General features: G+C 65.4%; 23 protein-coding genes. 12 read left to right on the forward strand and 11 right to left on the reverse strand.

What is annotated here, in order from left to right; genetic code table 11:
- Positions 1-36: 36 nt before the first annotated feature.
- Together AB4118_RS19000 and AB4118_RS19005 are read left to right on the forward strand one after the other, a co-directional pair.
- The gene (locus tag AB4118_RS19000; RefSeq protein ID WP_441491209.1) at positions 37-657 is read left to right on the forward strand and encodes a hypothetical protein; all 621 of its coding nucleotides are present in this window, start codon (positions 37-39) and stop codon (positions 655-657) included.
- Between the two features lie 436 nt (positions 658-1093).
- Positions 1094-2299 (forward strand): NAD-dependent formate dehydrogenase, encoded by a 1206-nt coding sequence (locus AB4118_RS19005; RefSeq protein ID WP_441491210.1) that lies wholly within the window; start codon positions 1094-1096, stop codon positions 2297-2299.
- A gap of 155 nt (positions 2300-2454) precedes the next feature.
- Here the strand turns inward: AB4118_RS19005 and AB4118_RS19010 are convergent, their stop codons facing one another.
- From AB4118_RS19010 to AB4118_RS19025, 4 genes are all read right to left on the reverse strand, one after another.
- Entirely contained in the window at positions 2455-3171 is a 717-nt protein-coding gene (locus AB4118_RS19010) for a glutathione S-transferase (protein WP_441491211.1), read from the reverse strand.
- An 86-nt stretch (positions 3172-3257) separates the two neighbouring features.
- The gene (locus tag AB4118_RS19015; protein ID WP_441491212.1) at positions 3258-4097 is read right to left on the reverse strand and encodes an amino acid ABC transporter substrate-binding protein; all 840 of its coding nucleotides are present in this window, start codon (positions 4095-4097) and stop codon (positions 3258-3260) included.
- A 314-nt stretch (positions 4098-4411) separates the two neighbouring features.
- Entirely contained in the window at positions 4412-5581 is a 1170-nt protein-coding gene (locus AB4118_RS19020) for a YbfB/YjiJ family MFS transporter (protein WP_441491213.1), read from the reverse strand.
- Positions 5565-6482: a LysR family transcriptional regulator gene (locus tag AB4118_RS19025; RefSeq protein ID WP_441491214.1), complete on the reverse strand. Its 918-nt coding sequence runs from the start codon at positions 6480-6482 to the stop codon at positions 5565-5567. Before AB4118_RS19025 ends, AB4118_RS19020 begins: the two co-directional genes overlap by 17 nt.
- 88 nt (positions 6483-6570) lie before the next feature.
- On the opposite strand from AB4118_RS19025, the gene AB4118_RS19030 reads away from it, so the two are divergent.
- The 3 genes from AB4118_RS19030 to AB4118_RS19040 all read left to right on the forward strand — a co-directional run bounded on the left by AB4118_RS19030 (position 6571) and on the right by AB4118_RS19040 (position 9202).
- Entirely contained in the window at positions 6571-7632 is a 1062-nt protein-coding gene (locus AB4118_RS19030) for an NAD(P)H-dependent flavin oxidoreductase (protein ID WP_441491215.1), read from the forward strand.
- Positions 7633-7707: 75 nt separating this feature from the next.
- Positions 7708-8184 carry an NUDIX hydrolase gene (locus tag AB4118_RS19035; RefSeq protein ID WP_441491216.1) on the forward strand — a complete coding sequence of 159 codons (477 nt, stop codon included), beginning with the start codon at positions 7708-7710 and terminating at the stop codon, positions 8182-8184.
- 307 nt (positions 8185-8491) lie between these two features.
- Positions 8492-9202, forward strand: coding sequence for a formylglycine-generating enzyme family protein (locus AB4118_RS19040; protein ID WP_441491217.1), 711 nt, complete (start codon positions 8492-8494; stop codon positions 9200-9202).
- Between the two features lie 187 nt (positions 9203-9389).
- Here AB4118_RS19040 and AB4118_RS19045 read toward each other — a convergent pair whose 3' ends face one another.
- Positions 9390-9935, reverse strand: a complete 546-nt coding sequence (locus tag AB4118_RS19045; RefSeq protein WP_441491218.1) for a cupin domain-containing protein — start codon at positions 9933-9935, stop codon at positions 9390-9392.
- A gap of 138 nt (positions 9936-10073) precedes the next feature.
- On the opposite strand from AB4118_RS19045, the gene hisD reads away from it, so the two are divergent.
- The 7 genes from hisD to AB4118_RS19080 all read left to right on the forward strand — a co-directional run bounded on the left by hisD (position 10074) and on the right by AB4118_RS19080 (position 17450).
- Entirely contained in the window at positions 10074-11381 is a 1308-nt protein-coding gene (hisD, locus tag AB4118_RS19050) for a histidinol dehydrogenase (protein ID WP_441491219.1), read from the forward strand.
- Positions 11382-11506: 125 nt separating this feature from the next.
- Positions 11507-12559, forward strand: coding sequence for an ABC transporter substrate-binding protein (locus AB4118_RS19055; RefSeq protein WP_441491220.1), 1053 nt, complete (start codon positions 11507-11509; stop codon positions 12557-12559).
- A gap of 204 nt (positions 12560-12763) precedes the next feature.
- Positions 12764-13828: an ABC transporter ATP-binding protein gene (locus AB4118_RS19060; protein ID WP_441491367.1), complete on the forward strand. Its 1065-nt coding sequence runs from the start codon at positions 12764-12766 to the stop codon at positions 13826-13828.
- Entirely contained in the window at positions 13825-14994 is a 1170-nt protein-coding gene (locus AB4118_RS19065) for an ABC transporter permease (RefSeq protein WP_441491221.1), read from the forward strand. Before AB4118_RS19060 ends, AB4118_RS19065 begins: the two co-directional genes overlap by 4 nt.
- Positions 14991-15827 (forward strand): ABC transporter permease, encoded by an 837-nt coding sequence (locus tag AB4118_RS19070; protein WP_441491222.1) that lies wholly within the window; start codon positions 14991-14993, stop codon positions 15825-15827. The genes AB4118_RS19065 and AB4118_RS19070 overlap by 4 nt, the downstream gene beginning before the upstream one ends.
- A 178-nt stretch (positions 15828-16005) precedes the next feature.
- The gene (locus AB4118_RS19075; protein WP_441491223.1) at positions 16006-16212 is read left to right on the forward strand and encodes a hypothetical protein; all 207 of its coding nucleotides are present in this window, start codon (positions 16006-16008) and stop codon (positions 16210-16212) included.
- A gap of 5 nt (positions 16213-16217) precedes the next feature.
- Positions 16218-17450 (forward strand): anion transporter, encoded by a 1233-nt coding sequence (locus AB4118_RS19080; RefSeq protein WP_441491224.1) that lies wholly within the window; start codon positions 16218-16220, stop codon positions 17448-17450.
- Positions 17451-17653: 203 nt separating this feature from the next.
- Here the strand turns inward: AB4118_RS19080 and AB4118_RS19085 are convergent, their stop codons facing one another.
- The 6 genes from AB4118_RS19085 to AB4118_RS19110 form a co-directional block, all read right to left on the reverse strand.
- A complete protein-coding gene (locus AB4118_RS19085) occupies positions 17654-18565 on the reverse strand; it encodes a ribokinase (protein WP_441491225.1) in 912 nt (303 codons plus the stop codon).
- Between the two features lie 12 nt (positions 18566-18577).
- Positions 18578-19024 carry a ribose 5-phosphate isomerase B gene (rpiB, locus tag AB4118_RS19090; protein WP_069881807.1) on the reverse strand — a complete coding sequence of 149 codons (447 nt, stop codon included), beginning with the start codon at positions 19022-19024 and terminating at the stop codon, positions 18578-18580.
- A 66-nt stretch (positions 19025-19090) separates the two neighbouring features.
- Positions 19091-19858: a transporter substrate-binding domain-containing protein gene (locus tag AB4118_RS19095; RefSeq protein ID WP_441491368.1), complete on the reverse strand. Its 768-nt coding sequence runs from the start codon at positions 19856-19858 to the stop codon at positions 19091-19093.
- Positions 19859-19909: 51 nt separating this feature from the next.
- Positions 19910-20647 carry an amino acid ABC transporter ATP-binding protein gene (locus tag AB4118_RS19100; RefSeq protein WP_441491226.1) on the reverse strand — a complete coding sequence of 246 codons (738 nt, stop codon included), beginning with the start codon at positions 20645-20647 and terminating at the stop codon, positions 19910-19912.
- 17 nt (positions 20648-20664) lie between these two features.
- Positions 20665-21333, reverse strand: a complete 669-nt coding sequence (locus AB4118_RS19105) for an amino acid ABC transporter permease (protein ID WP_441491227.1) — start codon at positions 21331-21333, stop codon at positions 20665-20667.
- Positions 21334-21338: 5 nt separating this feature from the next.
- Positions 21339-22022: an amino acid ABC transporter permease gene (locus tag AB4118_RS19110; RefSeq protein ID WP_441491228.1), complete on the reverse strand. Its 684-nt coding sequence runs from the start codon at positions 22020-22022 to the stop codon at positions 21339-21341.
- Positions 22023-22032: the final 10 nt, after the last annotated feature.

Genomic DNA, 22032 nt, shown 5'->3' on the forward strand with positions numbered 1-22032 from the left:
CTGCAATCCAGTGGTGGGCTTTGCGCAGGTGAAGTCATGAATACGCTCCTTGCCCTCCCTGTTGTCGCTCTGATTGGCGTTGGCAGTCTCGTCTTCACCGCGAGTGATGCCGAAGCCCAACACCGTGGTATCGGCGCCGGTGGATACCGAGGCACTGCCATTGGCGGTGGCTACCGCGTTGGATATCGTGGCGCGTACCGTGCCGGATACCGTGGAGCTTACCGTGGGGCGGCATACCGTGGCGGTTACTACGGCAACCGTTACTACGGTGGTCGGGCGCTCGCAGCGGGCGTCGGTCTGGCAGCTGGTGCTGCCTATTACGGCAGCGGCTACGGTTCAGGCTATGGCTACGCCGCTCCCGCCGCATACGGCTATAATGCCTATGGCGGCTATGGCGACGCTTCCTATGCCACCACCACATATTACGGCAGCGGATATTGCGATCCGGGAATCGTGAGCGGCTATCCGCAGACCGTCTATTACAACACGCCGGCCTCAACTTACTATGGCGGCAGCGGCTATTATGGCGGCGGATACTACGGGGGAAGCTACTATGGCGGCGGCTACTATGGCCGACCTGTCGTTCGTGCGGGCATTCGCCGCGCCGCATACTACAATAACCGACCAGTTGTTGGGTATTACGGGAGGCGCTGGTAGATCTCCAGCACCTGTAGGGCATCAGCGCACGCGTCGCGGTCCTGGTTCGAAACAGCCGATCCGCCAAATCTGACCAAGGATCGCCGCAGCGAGGTCGCCAGAGCCAGATCGCGCTGGTCCCAACACCTTTGAGCCTTGGAGGATGCCCATTATGCCGAAGAAGAGAGACAGGCCATTTCTTCAGTCCTCCGTCCGCTCAAAAGCCATACCTCCGGGAGGACCACTTTTCAGGGAGGCAGGCCACTGTCCTCCGGTCTTGAAACCATGTCCGGCTTCTCCATCTTATTTGGACTAGCGCGCAACTTTCCGATCGAGGAAGCGCCAGGATCAGCTGGCCTCCGACACTTCAGAGCGGGCCGCCGATGATCATCGTCTTGGCGGGCAGCAGTGACAATCAAGCGTCTTCCTCTTCGTGCCTGACGAAGGAAGATATAAAATGGCAAAGGTTGTTTGCGTCCTCTATGACGATCCAGCCGACGGTTACCCGGCAGGATATGCGCGGGACGGTCTGCCGGAACTCGACCGCTACCCCGGCGGCCAGACACTTCCCACGCCGAAGGCGATCGACTTTGAACCAGGGGTTCTGCTCGGCAGTGTGTCGGGCGAACTCGGCCTGAGGAAATTTCTCGAAAGCGCCGGGCACAGCCTGGTTGTGACCTCGGACAAAGACGGTCCCGGCAGCGTTTTCGAACGCGAGCTCCCCGACGCCGAAATCGTGATCTCGCAGCCCTTCTGGCCGGCCTATCTGACCGAAGAGCGCATTGCCAAGGCGAGCAAACTGAAGCTTGCGATCACGGCCGGCATTGGATCAGACCATGTCGACCTTCAAGCCGCGATGGATCGTGGTGTAACGGTTGCCGAGGTGACCTACTGCAACTCGATCAGCGTCTCTGAACATGTGGTCATGATGATCCTGGCGCTCGTGCGAAACTACATCCCCTCCTATCAGTGGGTGCTCCGTGGGGGCTGGAACATCGCCGATTGCGTCGCGCGCTCTTACGATATCGAGGGGATGCAGATCGGAACCGTCGGTGCCGGCCGGATCGGCAGCGCCGTGCTGCGCCGGTTGAAGCCGTTCGACGTGAAGCTGCACTACACCGACCGCCACCGTCTTCCGCTGGCGGTCGAGCAGGAACTTGGCGTTACCTTCCACGCGGACGCGGCATCCATGGTTGGCTTTTGCGATGTCGTCACGATCAATGCACCTCTGCATCCGGAGACAGAGAATCTCTTCGACGAGGCGATGATCGCCAGGATGAAACGCGGCGCCTATCTGGTGAACACGGCGCGCGGCAAGATCTGCAATCGTGACGCTGTGACCCGCGCTCTGGAGGGCGGGCAGCTCGGCGGCTATGCTGGCGATGTCTGGTTCCCGCAGCCGGCCCCCCAGGACCATCCTTGGCGATCAATGTCGCATCACGGCATGACGCCGCATATCTCGGGATCTACGCTCTCCGCCCAAGCCCGCTACGCCGCAGGCACGCGCGAAATCCTGGAATGCTGGTTCGAAGGCCGGCCGATCCGGGAGGAATATCTGATCGTCGATGGCGGCAAGCTCGCGGGCGCTGGCGCGCATTCTTATAGCGCCGGCGACGCCACCCACGGTTCGGAAGAGGCGGCGCGCTTCAAGGCCAGGACGTGATCCAATCGGAATCTGTTCCGCAAGCGGCAACCTGAGCGGACAGCCGCTGGCTTCCGAGGTCAATGCGGGCTCCCTGAGGCGCCGTTGCCTTGGCCATTCCGAGAGGTTGCGCGCCTTCGCCGTTGTTCCGGAGAGGGGAGACGGCTGCGCCATCTTCAGCGATGCGCGGTTTCGCCAGCGACCTTGCGCAGAGCCATTCCGATCTGACCGCCGCAATAGGTTTCGTCGCCATAGTCCCTGCGGGCCTTCTCGGCCAATGCGGCCAAGGGGGGCAGGGCGGAGACGCGGCGCGCAAGCCCGCTCGTGAGCGGCGCGGTCTCGTCGAAGATCGATGCGATGACGGGGAAGCGATCGGCCATCGTCGTCCACACGGTTGCGGTCACGACATCGGCGATGCCCGGCGCCTTGCCGCCGAGGAGAAAACCAGCCTCTGCCGTCAGCCCGTGCCGACGCCCCGTCTCCTCCCAGAACGACATCCATTTCTCCAGCCGCGGCACGAATTCGCGCCAGCGCTCTTGCGTCCACATCGACTGGCCGCCTTGCAGCGTGATTTCGTCGATGACGTCATTGGCGTCGTTGACGATCTTCATGGTCAACGCCCGCAAGGGCGGCGTGGCCGGCATGAGGCCGAGCGTCTCGCCGAGATAGAGAATGATGGCGGGCATCTGTGCAATGGCGAAGCCATTCGCGTTGTCGATCAGCAGCGGCGGCCCCATGAACGGGACCGGCACGAGCTCGACCGGCTCGTCCATCAGCTTTGCGATCTCGCCGTCGCCGGCTTCGTGCCAGGTCTTGCCGGCCCATGCCAGCACCGCCCGCACGAACTGACCGCGAAACGGGACCGACCAGTAATAGAGCGTGTAGTCCTGCATGGAGCTGGCCTCCTTCGAGATCGGTCTCCGCCGGCGAATACTTTTGTCGGAGCCTCGAGACCTGTCAGGTCAGGCACCCAATCCCCTCATTTCGGCACGCCATTGATGACGAAGAGGGCACGGATGAACTGATCCGGCGGGAAGCTTCCAAAACTGCGGGCATAGATCTGCTTCACGCGATCGGTGCGATAGAGCTCCGCCAGCGTGGCATCGACAAGCAGGCGCAGCTTTTCATCGCCGCGCGGCAGAGCCAGCGCATAGGTCTCGAAGGTGAAATACTGGTCGGAGAGCTTCATCCCGGAGCGGTTCTCGCTGTTGAGCAGGTGATAGCTCAGGATCCCGCGATCGGCGAAATAGGCGTCGATCTTTCCCGCCGCCAGGCTGCGGACCCCGTCGGGATGAGCCAGCATCGGAACGATCTCGGCCTCGATCCCGAGTTGCGTCAAAGTCGTCTTCAGGACCTCCTCGGTCGTCGTGCCCCGGAGCACGCCGATCTTCTTGCCGCGCAGGTCCTCGAGCCGCGTCAGTTCATTGGTCCGATGCAGGACGCCGGCGCCATCGATGAAGGTCGGGAGCGAGAAATCGACCATGGCGCGGCGCGACATGGTCATCGATGTCGGATCGCAGAGAATATCGATCTTGCCGTCGCGCAACGCCTCCAGGCGAGCCGTGGACGAGACCTCGACATAGTCGATCTTGAGCGCAGGCAGACCCTGCGCCTTCTTCACGCCGGCGGCGACTTCGCGGCAGAGATCGACGATATAGCCGGAGGGTTCGCCGCTGGTCGTCCGATAGGAATACGGGGGCGCATCGACCCGGAAGCCAAGCCGCAATGTCCCGGTCTCGCGGGCCCGTGCCAGGGTGTCCGCCGCCAGGCTTGCCGCCGATGTCGCCACGCAGAGAAATGCGATCAATAAAGCTTGCATAGTCGCGTTCCGCCCTTTGGTCATGGCGCACACTAAGCCGGTCGGATGGATCGAAGAACGTCGTTTCCGGCGGCCGAGGCTTGCGATGCGTGCGTATCGCTTCTCGTATTCTTGCCGAGTCTTCTTGCCGATGAGTGCTCCATCGAGGATGCGCCGCGCCTCATGACAATCCAGCAGAACGACCTCGCCGGCATCACCATGTTATGCAGCTTGTCACGCAGCGGCAAGAATGCCTGCTCTCGATCCCTCGGGGATCGCAGGAGCCGGGTCGGGACCGTGACGCGATCCGAGAGATGATCGCCCCGGCGGCGCAGTCAGACTGGATGCGATTGCGCTCTATTGCCGGCGAGATCTGCGCACAGAACGGCGCCGGCAACCAGCGATGCGGCGGCGATGCTCAGGGAGATGTCGAACGCCTGCGTACGGGCATAGATCGCATTGGCCATGAGCGGGCCGACGATCTGCCCGATGCCGAAGGAGGCGGTCATCAGCGCCAGCATGTTGAAACGGACCGCCGCCGCCACCTTGCGCGCGGCCGGCATGGCGATCGTCGCCGTGCCCATGAAGGTGCCGCCGACGAGCAATGCGCTCAGCACGTAGGCTGCGGGCGTGTGCAGCACAGGCAGCGCGACGCCGATCGCTTGAACGACCAGATTGCTCGCCAGGCTCCGACGCGTGCCGAAGCGTTCGTGCATGGCATGCCAGAAGAAGCAGGACGGCACGGCGCCAAGTCCGAAGACCGCCCAGATATGTACGGGATCGGTGGTGGTGAGCACCTGTCCGACCAGAAGGGGGAGATAGGTCGCGGTGATGATGTAGCCGAGCCCGGCCAGCCCATAGATCACGATCAGCCGCAGGGGAGCGAGCAACTGCGCGCTATGGGCTTGCCCATGCGCCGACAGCGGCTGGGGCGCCACCGCCGGTGCCCGGTCGCTGCGCCGCTGCAGGGTCAGGGCAGCAGCTGCGAGAGCCGCTGCCGCGACGGCAAGGGTGAGCCAGATCGCCCGGCTCGACAGCGCGTTGAGATGCGCAAGGGCGATCAGCTCCGCCGACACCACGATGCCGATGCCGACGCCGGCGAAGAGGGCGGGCGCTCCCTGATGGTGCTTGCGATCGTGAATCAGCCAATGCGAGGCGGCCACCATGGCAAACGCGCTCGAGATGCCGGCAAGGCCGCGCACGGTGACGATCGCCCATTCCTGCAATGGCAGGGCGAGCGCGCCGAGCAGGGCCACGGTTGAAACGACGGCGAGAGCGCAAAGCCTCCGGCTCGGGATGCCGGTCAGGACCGCGCTCAGCAATGCGCCGGCCAGATATCCGGCATAATTGGCTGCGGCTGCATAGGAGCCGGCCTGTACGGAGATGGTGTGATCGGAAATCATCAGCGGATAGAGGCCGGTGAAGGCGAACCGGCCAAAGCCCATGCCGATGACGAGCACGAGCGCGGCCGCGATCGTGGCCTCTCGTTCATGGGCTCTCGGCATCGGCCCGAACCTCGATGGCCCCAACCTCGATGTCGGAGAACGCGGCAAGCATGTCGCGGAATGCGGTGAAGGCGGGCGTCGAAAATCCCGGCCGGCAGGCAAGATAGGTATCGACCCGCATCAACGCCTTCTCCTCGACGGCGCCTGTATGGCGCAGGAGATCGAGCACGGAGCGGGGCATGATGCTGAAGCAGGAGCCCGCGGCCGTGCAGGCGAACATGGCGTGATAGGAGCGGACCTCATGGATGGAGAAACGCCCCTTCACCGTGCCGAAGCCGGTCAGCCATTCCTCGGCGAGCATGCGGTAGGTGCAGCCCGGCGCAAAGGCGGCGAGCGCCTTGGGCTTGAGGTCTGCTGCGTGCCGTACCTCGGGATGCCCCGGCGGAAGCACGAGCACGAGGTCCTCGCGGAAGACCGGCACCGTGTCGAGATCCTGCGGGCCGAGCCACCACTCGCCTGATGGGACAGCGATCAGTGCGGCATCGATGCGATGGGCGAGGAGAGAGTCGATCAGCTGCCGGGTCGGCGCCGTCGACAGGTCGATCGTGACCCCGGGCCAGCGTTGGTTGAAGCGGGCCAGTGGCACGGGGAGCCGGCTTGCGACGGTGCATTCCATCGAGCCGATGCGCAGCACGCCGGCCGGCCCCGCCGGATTGACGACCTGAATGGCTTCATCGGCCAGATTCAGGATCCGGTCCGCGTAGTCGAGATAGGTCCGGCCTGCTGCGGTCAGCGTCATGCCCTTCCGCTCGCGCAGGAACAGCGGCACGCCGACCGCCTCCTCGATCTGCTGGACGCGGGTCGTGACATTCGAAGGCACACGCCCAAGCAGCTCCGCGGCGCGGGTGATGCTCTGCTCCCTGGCGACGGTCCGGAAGACCGCGAGCGCGGCGAAATCCATTTCAATTCTCCATTGAGAAATCAATTTGGATGTGTATTCTCTTTTTGAGAATTCAAGTCAACGATGTTGCGGAGCGCGGGAGGCCGGGATGTTGAGCAAGCTGGGCGTTGAGGTGCCGATCGTGCAGGCGCCGATGGCGGGTGTTTCGACCCCCGCCCTTGCTGCCGCCGTGTCCAATGCGGGCGGGCTCGGCTCGATCGGTGTTGGCGCGACGGATGCCGCAGGCGCCCGCGCGATGATCGCGGATCTGAGGGCGCGGACCGAGCGCGCGTTCAACGTCAATGTCTTCGTGCACGGCCCGGCAAAGCCGGATCCGGAGCGCGAGGCGGCGTGGCTGCACTGGCTGTCGCCGCTCTTTTCGGAGTTTGGCGCCGCGCCTCCAGCGGCACTGCGCACGATCTACAAGAGCTTTGCCGATGATGCCGACATGCTTTCGATGCTCGTCGAGGCGAGGCCGCCGGTCGTCAGTTTCCATTTCGGCCTGCCGTCGCCGCAAGCCATTCAGCGCTTGAAGGGGGCGGGCACCACACTCTTCGCCACGGCGACCAATCTCGAAGAGGCAAGGCAGATCGAGGCCGCCGGAATCGATGCGATCGTGGCACAGGGCATCGAGGCCGGCGGGCATCGCGGCGTGTTCGATCCGGCGGCTTCGGATGACGCCCTGGGAACCGTCGCCCTGACACGGCTTCTCGTGGCGGACAGCACGCTGCCGGTCATCGCAGCCGGCGGCATCATGGATGGGGCCGGCATTGCTGCCGCACTCGACCTCGGTGCTGTCGCCGCTCAGCTCGGCACGGCGTTCATCGCCTGTCCGGAATCGTCTGCTGATGATGCCTATCGTGCGGCGCTCGCGGGCCCCGGCGCCTATCACACCCGGCTGACAGCGCTGATCTCGGGCCGGCCGGCGCGCTGCCTCGCCAATCGCTTCACGGACCTCCATCAAAGCGTGGCTGACCGGCTGCCGCCGGATTACCCGATCGCCTATGACGCAGGAAAGGCCCTCCATGCCGCCGCAAAGGCCAAGGGCGAGCACGGCTTCGGCGCCCAATGGGCCGGGCAGGGCGCTCCGCTCGCCCGCGCCATGCCGGCGGCCGAACTCGTCGCCACATTGCTGCGCGAGCTGAAGGCCGCCTCCGAAGCGGGGCGATGACAGGCCGCTGACATCTGCTGTCGCTCGGCATTCTCAGAGTGCCGCGACCGTCCACCCCGTCAGGTAGCCTTGGCCATGTCCGCTCGCGATCGTCACACCCTCTCAGCCTCCGTCTTCGTCGCCCTATGCAGGGGCGACGAGGTCCTCTTGCTGCGGAGGACGGCGACAGGGTGGATGGACGGTGCCTTCAGTCTTCCCGCTGGAGGGCTTGAGGCCGGCGAGACGATCGCCCAGGCGGCGATCCGGGAAGCCCTGGAAGAAGTCGGCGTGCACATCGCGCCTGCTGATCTCGTCTACGTCCATACATTTCACAGTCTGACGGAGGGCCGGGACTGGGTCGGTCACGTCTTCACCGCAGCACGATGGGACGGCACGCCCAGGCTGATGGAAACCGGAAAGCACGCCGATCTCGGCTGGTGGCCGTTCGAATCATTGCCGCCCGAGACCATTCCCTATGTCCGGCAGGCCCTTTTGAACGTCAGCCAGGCCGTCGCCTATTCCGAGTATGGCTGGGGCGGCGCCCGGCAGGACAATGCTTTGCTGGAGGGATAGCCGGGCTGCCCACCTGGCCAACAGCGAAGCGCGGCCCGCCTATCGGCATGCCTTTGAGGCTCGACGGGTCGTGAACACCGCCCAGCAACCGACCGGCTGATCGGGCTCCGGCTCGCATTCGTCATCTGCGTGGAAGGGGCTGCCGACACTCGCCGATTTCATGGGGTTGGCAGGAGGGTTAGGGCATCTGCTGGAAAAGCGGATTGCGGATATGGGGAAAGCCGATGCGGACACAGGCTCGAGGTGGTTTGCGGAAGATCGGATCATCAAGCAGATTGCCGCATACCGCAATTGCTGACGAGAGATCGTGGACGAGTTTCAGGAATCGCTAAGCCTTCGCATGCTCACGATCCCGGCCGGCATCGTGGCGCTGAGGGACGACCGCATCCAGCGGCGCTGGGATGTCGCGCTGGAATCCTACAGGATTGGAGCCGCCCCGGTGACGCAGGCACTCTACGCCGAGGTCACGGGGAGTTGGCCTTCGTCCCATGTGGACGCCAGATGCCCTGTAGAAAGCGTCTCCTGGCTCGACGCGGTTGCGTTCTGCAATCAACTGTCCGGAAAACGGGGCCTCACTGCGGCTTATGTCATCCACGACGACGCGCACGGAGCGGATCTCCTCGCCGATGCCGACGGATATCGCCTTCCCACCGAGGCAGAGTGGGAACACGCCTGCCGTGCGGGAACGCGCGGGCCTCGCTATGGCGACCTCGGCGATATCGCCTGGTTCGCCGATAACTCGGGCGAGCGGCCCCAGCCCGTTGGCGGCAAGCAATCCAATGCCTGGGGTCTTTACGATATGCTCGGCAACGTATGGGAGTGGTGCTCCGACCAGTACGACCCGCAGGTCTACGGCGCCTACCGCATCTTCCGTGGCGGCGGTTGGGCAGACGGCGAAAGAGGTTGCCTGGCAACCAATCGCCGTCGAAGCCATCCCACCTTCCGGATAGACGATCTGGGCTTTCGCCTCTGCGCAAACGCCGGAGTGTCGGGAACAGGCGGACGGACGGGCAGCTAAAGCATCGGCCCGAAAAGTGGATTGCGGTTTTCGGGGCAAAGCCGATGCAAAGACAAAGTGTTAGATCATCGGACTGGATACGCTATCCGGTCAGACGATCCAGGGGGCGAGAACGGAAGCAGGCCCACCCAATGAAGAGCGCCTGCCTCGGAACCATGCCCGGGTATCGAGCCGCAGCGTCCAGGGATCAATAGGTCGGGGGCGTGATGGCGCTGATGATCTCGCTCGGTTCCGCCGAGGCATTCCGGAACCGGTGCGGCTCCCGGCTGTCGAAATAATAACCATCGCCAGGCTGCAGGACCGATGACCGGCCCGCGACGGTGACCTCGACCGCGCCGCGGATGACGAGGCCGCCTTCCTGGGCCGAATGGGAGAAGGCCTCGCCCGTATCGGCGCCGGGGGCGTAGGTCTCGTGCAGCATCAGCATCGAGCGGTTGGGAAAGCCCGTTCCGATGACGCGGTAGGAGATCGCGTCGGCCCGGCCGATTTCCGTCATTTCAGAGGCCGGGCAGAAGGGATTTGGCGGCGATGCGGCATGAAAATCCAGAAAGAAGCCCGACATGGTCGTGCCGAGCGCGTCGAGCACGGCATGCAGCGTATCAAGCGAAGGGCTGATCAGGTCCCGCTCGATCAGCGAAATCGACGAGTGGGAAATCCCTGAACGCAAGGCGACGGCGCGGACGCTGAGCTGGCGGCGGAGCCGTAGCTCCCTCAAACGGTCGCCGATCTTCATGGAAGGCCTCCTTCAGCTGAGCGCCGCATCTGAGCCCAGCTGGTGAATATCTTCAACGCCCCTGCTGGCCTCCTTGCCTTGTCGCCGCACCGCGCAGAAGCTTGGCCAGCTCGATCCCGCTCACCGGAAGCAGTCTGCATGTCCAAATCCGATCCCGCCCTGGAAGCCCGGATCACGCGCATCAAGGCGCCCCAGCGCAGCGCCTGGAGCGACAACACCCCTGTCGAGACCACGGTGAAGGCGGTTCTGGAGGCGGTGCGGCGGGATGGCGACGCGGCCCTGCGGCACTATTCCCGCGAGTTCGACAAGCTCGAGATCGACGCCTTCGAAGTCTCGCCCTCGGAGCGTGCCGCCGCGCTGGACGGCTTGGAGACGCAGACCCGGGCCGATACCGAGTTCGCGATCGAGCGCGTGCGGGCCTTTGCCGAGGCTCAGCGCCAGACCCTGCTGCCCCTGGAGATCGAGCCGCTGCCCGGCCTGCATCTCGGCCACCGCATCATCCCGATCGCCCGCGTCGGCGCCTATGTCCCGGGCGGGCGCTATCCGCTGCTCTCAGCGCCGATCATGACCATCGTGCCGGCCAAGGTCGCGGGCTGTGACGAGGTCATCGCCTGCCTGCCGCCCGGCGCCCATCCCGCGATGATCGCCGGCTGCCATCTCTCCGGCGCCGACCGCATCTTTCGCATCGGCGGCGCGCAGGCGATTGCCGCGATGGCCTTCGGCACGGAGAGCATTCCGGCCGTCGACAAGATCGTCGGCCCGGGCAATGCCTATGTGAACGAGGCCAAGCGCCAGGTTTTTGGGCTGGTCGGCATCGACCAGCTCGCCGGGCCGAGCGAGATCTTCGTCGTTGCCGACGAGACCGGCGATGCCGTGACGATCGCGGTCGACCTCTTGGCGCAAGCCGAGCATGACGTGCGCACCCGCGTCGGCCTGATCACCACGGACCGCACCCTGGCGGACAAGGTCCTCGTCGAGATCGAGCGCCAGCTCGGCAACCTTTCGACCGCCCCGGTCGCCGCCGCAGCCTGGCGCGACTATGGCGAGATCGCCGTCTGCGCCGACGAGACCGCCATGCTGGCCTATTCCGACCACATCGCTGCGGAGCATCTGGAGGTGCATACCCGCGACGCGCATGCCACGGCGGCAAAGCTGCGCAATTTCGGCTCGATCTTCATCGGGGTCGCAGCCAGCGTGGTCTATTCCGACAAGTGCTGCGGCACGAACCACACGCTGCCGACCATGGCGGCCGGGCGCTATACCGGCGGGCTCTGGGTCGGCTCCTATCTCAAGACCTGCACGCATCAATGGCTCGACGAGCGCGGCGTCGCGGCAGTCGCCCCGCCGGCCATGCGCCAGAGCGCCAGCGAGGGCCTGGAAGGCCACCGGCGGGCGGCGGCGCTGCGGCTCGCGCCGGCGCAGCTGCTCCGTGAGATCGGAGCCTGATCGACGCGAAGTTTTTCCGGAAACCCCTCTATCGCACCGCGATAAAGGGGGCTCCAATAGGGGCAACGACGATCCCAACCGCGAGGGGCGGGGGGATCGCTGCAGCAGAAGCAGGGAGAAGATCCATGACGTTTCTGAAGTCCATACTCGGCAGCACTGCGCTCGCGGCGGGGCTTGTCATCGCCGGCCTCGGCGCGGCGTCGGCCCGCGATCTCACCGTCGTATCCTGGGGCGGCAACTACCAGGACGCGCAGCGCAAGATCTACTTCAAGCCCTTCGCGGAAAAGACCGGCAAGCCGGTCCTCGACGAATCCTGGGACGGCGGCGTCGGCGTCGTCCAGGCCAAGGTGAAGGCCGGTACGCCGAACTGGGACGCCGTGCAGGTCGAGGCCGATGAACTTGCCATCGGTTGCGCCGACGGCCTTTACGAGAAGCTCGACTGGAGCAAGCTCGGCGGCAAAGACAAGTTCCTGCCGAGTGCGGTGAGCGATTGCGGCGTCGGGGCCATCGTCTGGTCGACGCTGCTCTCCTACGATTCCGAGAAGCTGAAGACGGCGCCGACCTCCTGGAAGGATTTCTGGGACACCAAGACCTTTCCGGGCAAGCGCGCCCTGCGCCGGGGCCCGAAATATGCGCTCGAATTCGCGCTGATGGCCGATGGCGTCGCGCCGAAGGACGTCTACAAAACGCTGCGCGAGAAGGGCGGCGTCGACCGCGCCTTCAAGAAGCTCGACGAGATCAAGTCCGACATCGTCTGGTGGGAATCGGGCGCGCAGCCGCTGCAGCTGCTGAAATCCGGCCAGGTCGTGATGACCTCGGCCTATAACGGCCGCATCAGCGGCATCAACAAGACCGAGGGCACCAAGTTCAAGACCGTCTGGCCGGGCTCGATCTACGCCGTCGACAGCTGGGTGATCCTGAAGGGCAGCCCGAACAAGGACCAGGCGATGGACTTCATCGCCTTCGCCAGCCTGCCGGAGAACCAGTCCAAGCTGCCGCAGGACATCGCCTATGGCCTGCCCAACAAGGCTGCCGCGGCTGCCGTCTCGGCCGATCTCGCCGTGGACCTGCCGACCGCGCCGCAAAATCTCGAGAATGCGATCGCGATCGATGTCGACTACTGGAACGACAATATCGAGGACCTGACCAAGCGCTTCAACGCCTGGGTCGGCAAATAGGGCCGGCAAATCGGGTGGTAAGGGAGGGCGGCCACCAGCCGCCTTCGCCTGGCCGCTCGTCATGCGACGCGCCCCGGGCACGCCAGATCGCGCCCGGGGGCGCCTCCGTCAGCCGTCCGGCCTGGCGCCGTCTCCGACCGGTGCCTGGCTGCGGCCGCAAGGGCTTCGCCTCATCCTCACGGGAAGATTGATCATTTGCGAGATCTGGATCCGTTCATTCATTTCGAGGCCATCAGCAAGGTATTCGGCACGGTCACGGTGGTTGACGCGCTCGACTTCCATGTCGCGCGGGGCGAGTTCGTCAGCCTTCTCGGCCCCTCGGGCTCGGGCAAGACGACGCTCCTGATGATGCTCGCCGGGTTCGAGGCGCCGTCCGGCGGGCGCATCCATGTCGACGGGCGGCGCGTCGAGCATCTGCCGCCGCACAAGCGCGAGATGGGCGTCGTCTTCCAGAATTACGCGCTCTTCCCGCATATGACGATCGCCGAGAATGTCGGCTTTCCCCTCAAGATGCGTGGCGTCGCCAGGGCGGAGCGTGAGGCGAGGGTGAAGCGCGCGCTCGATCTGGTGCGCCTGAGCCATCTCGCCGACCGCCGGCCCTCGCAGCTCTCCGGCGGCCAGCAGCAGCGCATCGCGCTCTCGCGCGCCCTCGTCTACGAGCCCAAGGTCGTGCTGATGGACGAGCCGCTGAGCGCGCTCGACAAGCAGTTGCGCGAGCATATGCAGCTCGAGATCCGCGCGCTGCATCGCGAGCTCGGGCTCACCGTGATCTTCGTGACGCATGATCAGGGCGAGGCGCTGACCATGTCGGACCGCGTCGCGGTGCTGAACCGCGGCAAGATCGAGCAGTTCGATACGCCGTCTGGCCTCTATGACAGGCCGCGGACGCGCTTCGTCGCCGAATTCATCGGCGAGACCAATCTGCTGGCGGGGCGCGTCGCGCAGCGCCAGGGCGAGGCCACGACGGTGGCGCTCGCATCCGGTGGGAGCGTGACCTGCGACAGGGCAGGGTCGTTTGAACCCGACAGCGAGGTGATGGTCTCGGTTCGTCCCGAAATGCTGCATCTCGTGCAGGATGCTGCTGCCGCCAACGCCTTGCCGGTGACGGTCGAGGACCATGTCTATCATGGCGATCATATCCGCCTGCATCTCGCCTTCGGGGAGAGCCGTCTGGTCGCACGGGCCGGGCGGCGCGATGCGGCACCACCTGTCGGCAGCACGGCCTTCGCCAGCTTCGCGCCCGGCGATTGCTCGCTGGTGGCGCCATGAGCGCGCGCCTCAAGGCTCTGCTCCTGGTCCTGCCGCTGGTCGTCTTCCTCGGCCTGTTCTTCCTCTGGCCGCTCTGGATGATGGTCTCCACGGCGGTGCAGGGCGGCACGGTGCGCCTCGCCTTTCCACAGACGGCGACCGCGATCGCGAACTGGGATGGAGCAGGCCCGCCGTCGGCTGCCCTGCAGGCGGCGCTCGTCCGGGATCTGCGGACCGACACGCCGCAGGAGCGCTTCGGCGATGCGGTGCGCACGCTGAACAGCCAGCAGGCCGGTTTCCGCACGCTGCTGCCCCGCACGGCGCGGGCCGTGCGCGAGGCCGGCGAAGCGGACGTGGTCGATCTCGTCGCCCTCGACCCGCGTTGGAGCGAGCAGGGCTATTGGCTGGCGCTGAAGCGCAGCATGCCGGCCTATACGGATGCCAATCTGCTGGCGGCGGTCGACCTCAAGCGCAATGACGAGGCGCGGATCGAGCCCGTCGAAGCCGATTTCGCCGTCAACCGCGCGATCATGCTGCGCACCTTCGTCATTGCCGGCCAGGTCACGCTGCTTTGCGCGGCGATCGGCTTGCCCTTCGCGATGCTGGCGGCGAGCGTGTCGGGCTGGAAGCGCAATGCGCTGCTCATCGCCGTGCTGCTGCCGCTCTGGACATCGCTTTTGGTGCGCACGGCGGCCTGGCTGATCCTGCTGCAGGATAACGGGCTGATCAACCAGACGCTGCGCGCGTTCGGGCTGATCGAGACGCCGCTCTCGTTGATCTACAACCGCACCGGCGTGCTGATCGCCATGACGCATGTCCTGCTGCCGCTGATGGTGCTGCCGATCTATGCCAGCCTGATCGCGATCCCGCGCAACCTGATGCCGGCCGCCGCGGCGCTGGGCGCAGCCCCGCTGCAGGCCTTCCGCCATGTCCTGCTGCCGCTCGCCATGCCGGGCCTGCTCTCGGGCTCGCTGCTCGTCTTCATGGTGGCGCTCGGCTACTACATCACCCCGGCTTTGACAGGCGGGGCCGGCGACCAGATGATCAGCTCGGTCATCGCCTTCTACGCCACGGGAACGGCGAACTGGGGTATGGCGGGCGCGCTCGGCCTGTTCCTGCTGGTGCCGACGACCGTGCTCTACATCCTTTACGGCCGGCTCTCGCGCACGCCGCTGGTGCAGACATGAGCGGCGTGTCCCGTCCCGGCGCTGCGGCCTTCAACGCCGTGCGGCTCGCTTTCGCCGCGCTCGCCGTCGCCTTCCTGCTACTGCCGCTCGTCGCGATCCTGCCGCTCGCCTTCACCGACAGCGTCTTCCTGGTCTATCCGATCAGCGGCCCCTCGCTGCGCTGGTTCGGCGCGCTGGCCGAAAGCCAGGCCTGGACCCGTGCGATCGTCAATTCGCTGATCATCGGCACGGGCGCGACCGTCGTCGCGACGGTGGTCGGAACGCTTGCCGCGCTTGGGCTCAGGCGCGAGCTCCTGCCGTTTTCCGGATTGTTGCGCTCGGTCTTCCTGCTGCCGATGGTGGTGCCGGCGGTCGTGCTCGGCGTCGGCATGCAGATCCTGTACGCCCGCATGGGGCTGGCCTCGAGCTATCTCGGCGTCATCATTGCGCATGCGGTGCTCTGCGTGCCCTTCGTGCTCGTCAATGTTGCGAGCTCGCTGGCCAGCATCGACCCGGCGCTGGAGCGTGCCGCAGCCAGTCTCGGCGCCTCGCCGGTCAAGGTCTTCCGCGGCGTGACGCTGCCGCTGGCCATGCCCGGCATTCTGACCGGCGCGGTCTTTGCCTTCGCGACCTCGCTCGACGAGGTGGTGATCACGCTCTTCGTCGCGGGCCCCAACCAGACCACGCTCGCCCGTCAGATGTTCTCCTCGCTCCGCGAGAACATCAGCCCGGCGATCGCGGCCGCAGCCTTCATCATCATGATCCTGACCTTCGCCTTGCTGCTTGCCGTGAAGGGCGCCTCGCTCTTCCAGGCGCTGCGCAAGAGGCAGAAGGTTCAGCCGAGTGAGGCGTGAGGCCGGCATCAGGTCGCAAAAACCACCAGATCTGGTTGCGCTCGTTTGGTAGCTCCCGGCTCCCTTCTGCCAAGGGAATGGCGTGGAATCGATCGGATGCGCTTATCGAGGTTGACAGGCGACGCGCCCGATAGCCGGAGCCATTTCCCGCTTGGGGCATGTCTGCTTCGGGTTGCGAATGGCTTGGGGCGTCGGCGCCTCGATCTCCGCTTCGCTGGCGGGCGTGATCATCGTCAACGCCGGTTACTCCACGGCCTTCGTCAGGCTCCCCGCCTGCGGCCTCGTCTTCTATCTCGTTGCCATGCCGGAGACCCGCGGCTATGAGCCGCCGACCGACCACCGCGCCATTCCGGCGCCGGCGATGACGGGCGAAAGAGCGGCATAACCTTCATGACGGGCTGGGGGCTCAACGCGACGCAGTTCCTCGCGGTCGCGATCTTCGTCGCGACCTATGTCGCGATCGCCATCGGCCGGATGCCGGGCCTGCGCGTCGACCGGGCCGGGGCGGCGCTGGTCGGGGCCGCGCTTATGGTCGGCTGCGGCGTGCTCTCGCTGGAGGACGCCTATCGCGCGATCGACCTCGACACCATCACGCTCCTGCTCGGCATGATGATCGTCGTCGCCAATCTGCGGCTATCGGGCTTCTTTCGCATGGTGGCCGGCTGGGCCGTCGGCAAGGCGTACCACCCGGCGCTGCTGCTCGCGGCCGTCGTGGTGACGACCGGCGTGCTCTCGGCGTTTCTCGTCAACGACGCGATCTGCCTGGTGATGACGCCCATCGTCATCACGCTGACCCGCGCGCTCGACCGCAACCCGGTGCCTTATCTCATCGCAGTCGCGCTCGCCTCGAACGTAGGCTCGACCGCGACGATCACCGGTAACCCCCAGAACATGATCATCGGCAATCTCTCGGGGATCTCCTACGGCGCCTTCACTGCGGCGTTGGCGCCGGTGGCAGCACTCGGACTAATCGTCACGATCCTGCTCGTGCTCCTCCTCAACCCGCGCGAGTACTTCACCCGCCAGAGGCTGCCGACGGTCTCGATCCCCGCCCATTTCCATAGTTGGTTGGCGCTCAAATCGGCGCTCATCTCCCTGACGATGATCGTGCTGTTCTTTCTCGGCCAGCCGGTCGCCAAGGTTGCGATCTGCGCGGCGGCCTTGCTGCTGCTGACGCGGCGCATCGAGCCGCGCAAAGTCTATGGCGATATCGACGGGCAGCTCCTGCTGATGTTCGCAGGCCTCTTCGTCGTCGTGCGCGGGCTGGAGCACGCGGTGCTGACCAAGGAGGTCCTGGCCCAGGCCGCGCATTTCGACCTCGGCAATGTCGCGGCGCTTACCGGGGTCACCGCTGTCCTGTCCAACCTCGTCAGCAATGTCCCGGCCGTGCTGGTGCTGAAGCCCTTCGTCGAGCAGTTGCAGGATCCGCAGCGCGCCTGGCTCGTCGTGGCGATGGCCTCGACGCTCGCGGGCAATTTCACGCTCCTCGGCTCCGTCGCCAACCTCATCGTCGCCGAGCGCGCTGCCAAGGAGGGCATCTCGATCGATTTCTGGACCTATTTCAAGATCGGCGCGCCACTGACCGTCGCCACGCTAGCGATCGGCCTCTACATGCTGTCCTGACTTCAGAAAGCAGTCGAGGCCGCTTGGCCGCTTCGAGAAGCCGCAGATCTCCGACACGGACCGGGGCGCGCCAGGCCTATCAAAGGGTTTGCCGCAAAGGACGACGATATCAAGAAAGGCGAACTCTACCGGCCGACGATCATGCAGCTTCCCGCGAAGCCGCGGGGTAGCCAATGATGCAAGCGATTGCCATGAGGGCGCGCTCAGAGTGCGCGCACCGCGTGTTGCGCGTCGCGGACTGGCATACCGCCCTGCGCGCCGGCCGAAAGGCAGGAGAGCGCGGCGGCCTTGCAGCCGAAACGAAGGGCATCGGCGAGCGGGGAGCCTTCGTGAAGGGCAACCGCAATCGCGCCGACGAAGGTGTCGCCGGCTCCCGTGGTGTCGACTGGCACGATGGCTGGCGTCGTTGCCGCGCAAGCCTGTCCATCGGCCGTGTAGGCGAAGGCGCCTCGCGCGCCGGCCGTGACGATGCAGGTCGTGGCCGAGCGCGTCGCGAGCTGCGCGATGTCGTCGGCGGCAACGCCCAGGATCAGGGCGATGTCCCTGGCCTCATGCTCGTTCACGACGAGAATATCGCTCGCTTCCAGCAGAGCCGTGGCCTCGTCGCCTGTCAGCCCGGGAGGAACCGGGGCGCAGTTCCAGATGACGCGGCCGCCGGCCTTGCGGGTGCGGCGCGCCACGTCGAGCGAGGCCGGGAAGGGCACTTCCATCTGCAGCACGAGAACGGTCCCGCTCCCGAGCATCGTGTCCGGCACATCCCCGGCGGACAACGCGCCATTGGCGCCGCTCGCGACGGTGATCGCATTCTCCGCCTTCGCATCGACCGAGATGAAGGCGCAGCCGGTCGGCGTGTCGCAGACACGGACCAGCTCCGTCGATACGCCGTTGCGACCGAGGTTTTCGATCGAATCCCGCCCGAAGGCATCGGCGCCGACGCAAGCCGCCATGACTACCGTGCCCGGTGCCGAGAGGCGCGCCGCAGCCACCGCCTGATTGGCGCCCTTGCCGCCGAAATGCTGCTCATGGGAGCGGGCGAGCACCGTCATGCCCGGTCCCGCAATGGTGGCGACCCTTGCCACCAGATCCACATTGATGGAGCCAAAGACCAGGATCATCGGCGGGTTCGCTCAGCCTTCCGCGTCCATCGCGTGCAGCTTGTCGACGCGGCGGCGGAAGTCCTCGTCGGTGGAGAACTCTGCCGCCAGATAGGCGTCGATGAGGTCGCTCGCCAGCCACGGGCCGATGATCTTGGCACCGATGCACATGACGTTGACATCGTCATGCTCGACGCTCTGATGGGCCGAGTGAACGTCATGGCAGACGGCCGCGCGGATGCCCTTCATCTTGTTGGCCGCGATCGAGGCGCCGACACCGGTGCCGCAGACCATGATGCCGCGTTCGGCCTCGCCGGACGTGACCTTGCGCGCCACCTCGCGTGCGATGTCGGGGAAGTCGACCGGCTGGTCATCGAAGGATCCGACATCGAGCACATCGTGCCCGAGCGTCCTGATGTGGTCGATGACGTGCTTCTTGAGAGACCATCCGGCGTGGTCCGAACCAATGACGAGGCGCATGGGTAGTATCCTTGTTTCGAAGTGGGAGCCGGCGGCCGCAAGTGCGCACCGCCGGCCTGTCTGACGTCAGCCCCGCATATTCTCGGGCAGTTCGGTGCCGTGGAACTTCTTGTAGATGGCGTTGAGCTTGCCGTTCTTGAGGTTCTCCTGAACCCAGGCATCGAGCTTTTCGAGCAGCTTCGGCTCACCCTTCTTCACGCCGATGGCGAGATCGAAATTGGTGATCGAGACCTTCGGCTCGAAGGCGCGGGCCGGCGCCTTGACGCCGATCTGGCTGACGATCGTCGCCGAAGTCGCGATGCAGTCGGCCTGCCCGGAGATCGCTGCCGTGACCATGGTCGCATCGTCGTCATAGCGCGCGAGCTTGAGGTCGCGTTCCTTCATGTTGGTGAGCGTGGTGTCCTGCGTGGTGCCGCGCGAGACGCCGATCGTCTTGCCCTTGAGATCGTCCCAGCTCTTGACCTGATCGGACTTCAGGCAGCCGACCACCGATTGCAGGGCGGCATAGGGCTTCGAGAAGTCGATCACCTTGGCGCGTTCGGGCGTCACCGACAGCGTCGAGATGATGATGTCGGCCTTGTTGGTCTGCACATTGGGAATGCGCGTCGCGCCGGTCGTCTGCACGAACTCGAGCTGCAGGCCCCAGTCCTTGGCGAGAAGCTCGGCGGTTTCGACATCCGAGCCCGTCGGCTTCATCGTGCCGTCCATCATGCCCGACGGCGGTATCGCCAGATCCGTCGCGATCCGGATCTTCTTCGCCTTCATGACGTCGTCGAGCACATCGGCGCGTGCGCCGTGCCCGGACAGCGTTGCCAGCCCAGCCGCGAGCAGCATGGTGGCGATTGCATTGCGTTTCATCCCTGGATCTCCCTTGCCTTGGATTTTTTAAAAGCCCGTTCCGACGAACTGGGCGAGTTCCGGCGTCGCCGGAGCGGCAAGGATCGAGGCTGTTCCCGTCTCGTGAACCTTGCCGGCATGCATGAACACCACCTTGTCGGCGATGCCCCTGGCAAATCCCATCTCGTGCGTGACCATCACCATGGTCATGCCGTCCGCAGCGAGCGCTTCGATGACCTTCAGCACTTCCCCGGTCAGTTCGGGGTCGAGCGCAGAGGTCACTTCGTCGAACAGCATCACCTTCGGTTGCATGGCGAGCGAGCGCGCGATCGCCGCGCGCTGCTGCTGACCGCCGGAGAGCTGTTCGGGATAGGCATGGAGCTTTTCCGCCAGGCCGACCTGCGCCAGCACCGTTTGGGCGCGTTCGCGGGCCTCGGCCTTGGCCATCCGCTTCACCGAGACCGGCGCCAGCGTGATGTTCTGCTCGATCGTCAGATGCGGAAAGAGATTGTAGCTCTGGAAGACGATGCCGACATCCTGGCGCAGCGCCCGCAGATCGATGTCGGGGGCATCGACACGGTGGCCGCAGACATGGATCTCGCCACTGTCGATCGTCTCGAAGCGGTCGATGCAGCGCAGTGCGGTGCTCTTGCCGGAACCGGAACGGCCGATCAGGACGAGCACATCGCCGCGCGCCACCGAAAAATCGACGCCGTCCAGCACCTTGAGGCTGCCGAAGCTCTTGTGAACATCCCTGAGGGAAACGACCGGGCTGTCCTGGGTCATCTGCGTCTCCTGCCTGGTCAAGCCGGCATCAGTTTCGTGCGACCATTGCCCATGCGTCGCTCCAGGCGACGGCTGAGCGCCGAGATCGGGAAACAGAGGGCGAAATAGATCACCGCGATGATCGCGTAGATCAGGAAGGGCTCGAACAGCGAGTTGTTGATGATCTGGCCGGCACGGGCGAGTTCGACGAAGCCGACGACCGACGCCAGCGAGGTGTTCTTGATGATCTGCACCATGAAGCCGACCGTCGGCGGCGTCGCGATCCGCATCGCCTGCGGCAGGATGACCTTGATCATCCGCTGCGTCCGGCTCAGGCCCAGGCCTTCGGCCGCTTCCCATTGCGGCTTCGGCACGGACCGGATGCAGCCCCGCCAGATCTCGCCGAAATAGGCGCCGACATAGATCGTCAGCGAGGCGCTGGCCGCCATCAGCGCCGAGATCGAGAAGCCCAGCGCCGAAAGGCCGAAATAGCCCAGGAACATGATCACCAGCAGCGGTGTTCCCTGGATCAGCTGGACGTAGCCGCCGCTGAGCAGGCGTATCGTGCGGCTCGGCGACACCCGCGCGAGCGCGATCAGGAAGCCGAGCAGACCACCGCCGACCAGGGCGATCGTGGACAGGCCGATCGTCCACAGTGCGCCATGGCCGAGGTACAACAGGTGATTGGCGTTGAGAGACCCACCCATCGCCGTCACAACGCCGTGCCGAGGCGCCGGCGGCGCGGAAACAGCGCAAGCCCCAGCGCCCAGAAGCCGGCTCTCAGCACGAGCGAGAGCACGACATAGGCGATCGCGACCAGGATATAGGTCTCGAAGGCGCGATAGGTGTCCGACTGGATGTAGTTGGCGACGGCGGTCAGCTCTTCCGCCGAGATCTGCGAGGTCACGGACGAGGCCAGCATCAGCAGCACGAACTGGCTGGTCAGTGCCGGATAGACCTTCTCGGTGGCCGGCAGCAGGATGACATGCCAGTAGATCTGGAAGCGCGACAGGGCGAGGCCCTCGGCCGCCTCGATCTGGCCGACGGGGATGGATTCGAAGCCCGCGCGCATGATTTCCGCGGTATAGGCGCCGACATTGATCGCGAGCGCGGCGGCCGCGACGGAAAAGGCCGAGAACTTGAAGCCGACGCTGGCGAGGCCGAAATAGACAAGGAAGATCTGGACGAGCAACGGCGTGTTGCGGATCGCCTCGACATAGAGCGTGCAGACCCGCGCGATCAGGCGGTTTCCGCTGTTGCGGCCGACGGCGCAGAAGGTGCCGATGACCCCGCCGAACAGGATCGCGAGAGCGGCGAGCTTCAGCGTCATGACCGCGCCGTCCCAGAACAGGGGCCAGCGCTCCAGAACGACGGAAAAGTCGAGGTTCAGGCCCATCGCCGCCGCC

Source organism: Allobosea sp. 2RAB26 (assembly GCF_052115465.1).
Classification (GTDB): domain Bacteria; phylum Pseudomonadota; class Alphaproteobacteria; order Rhizobiales; family Beijerinckiaceae; genus Allobosea.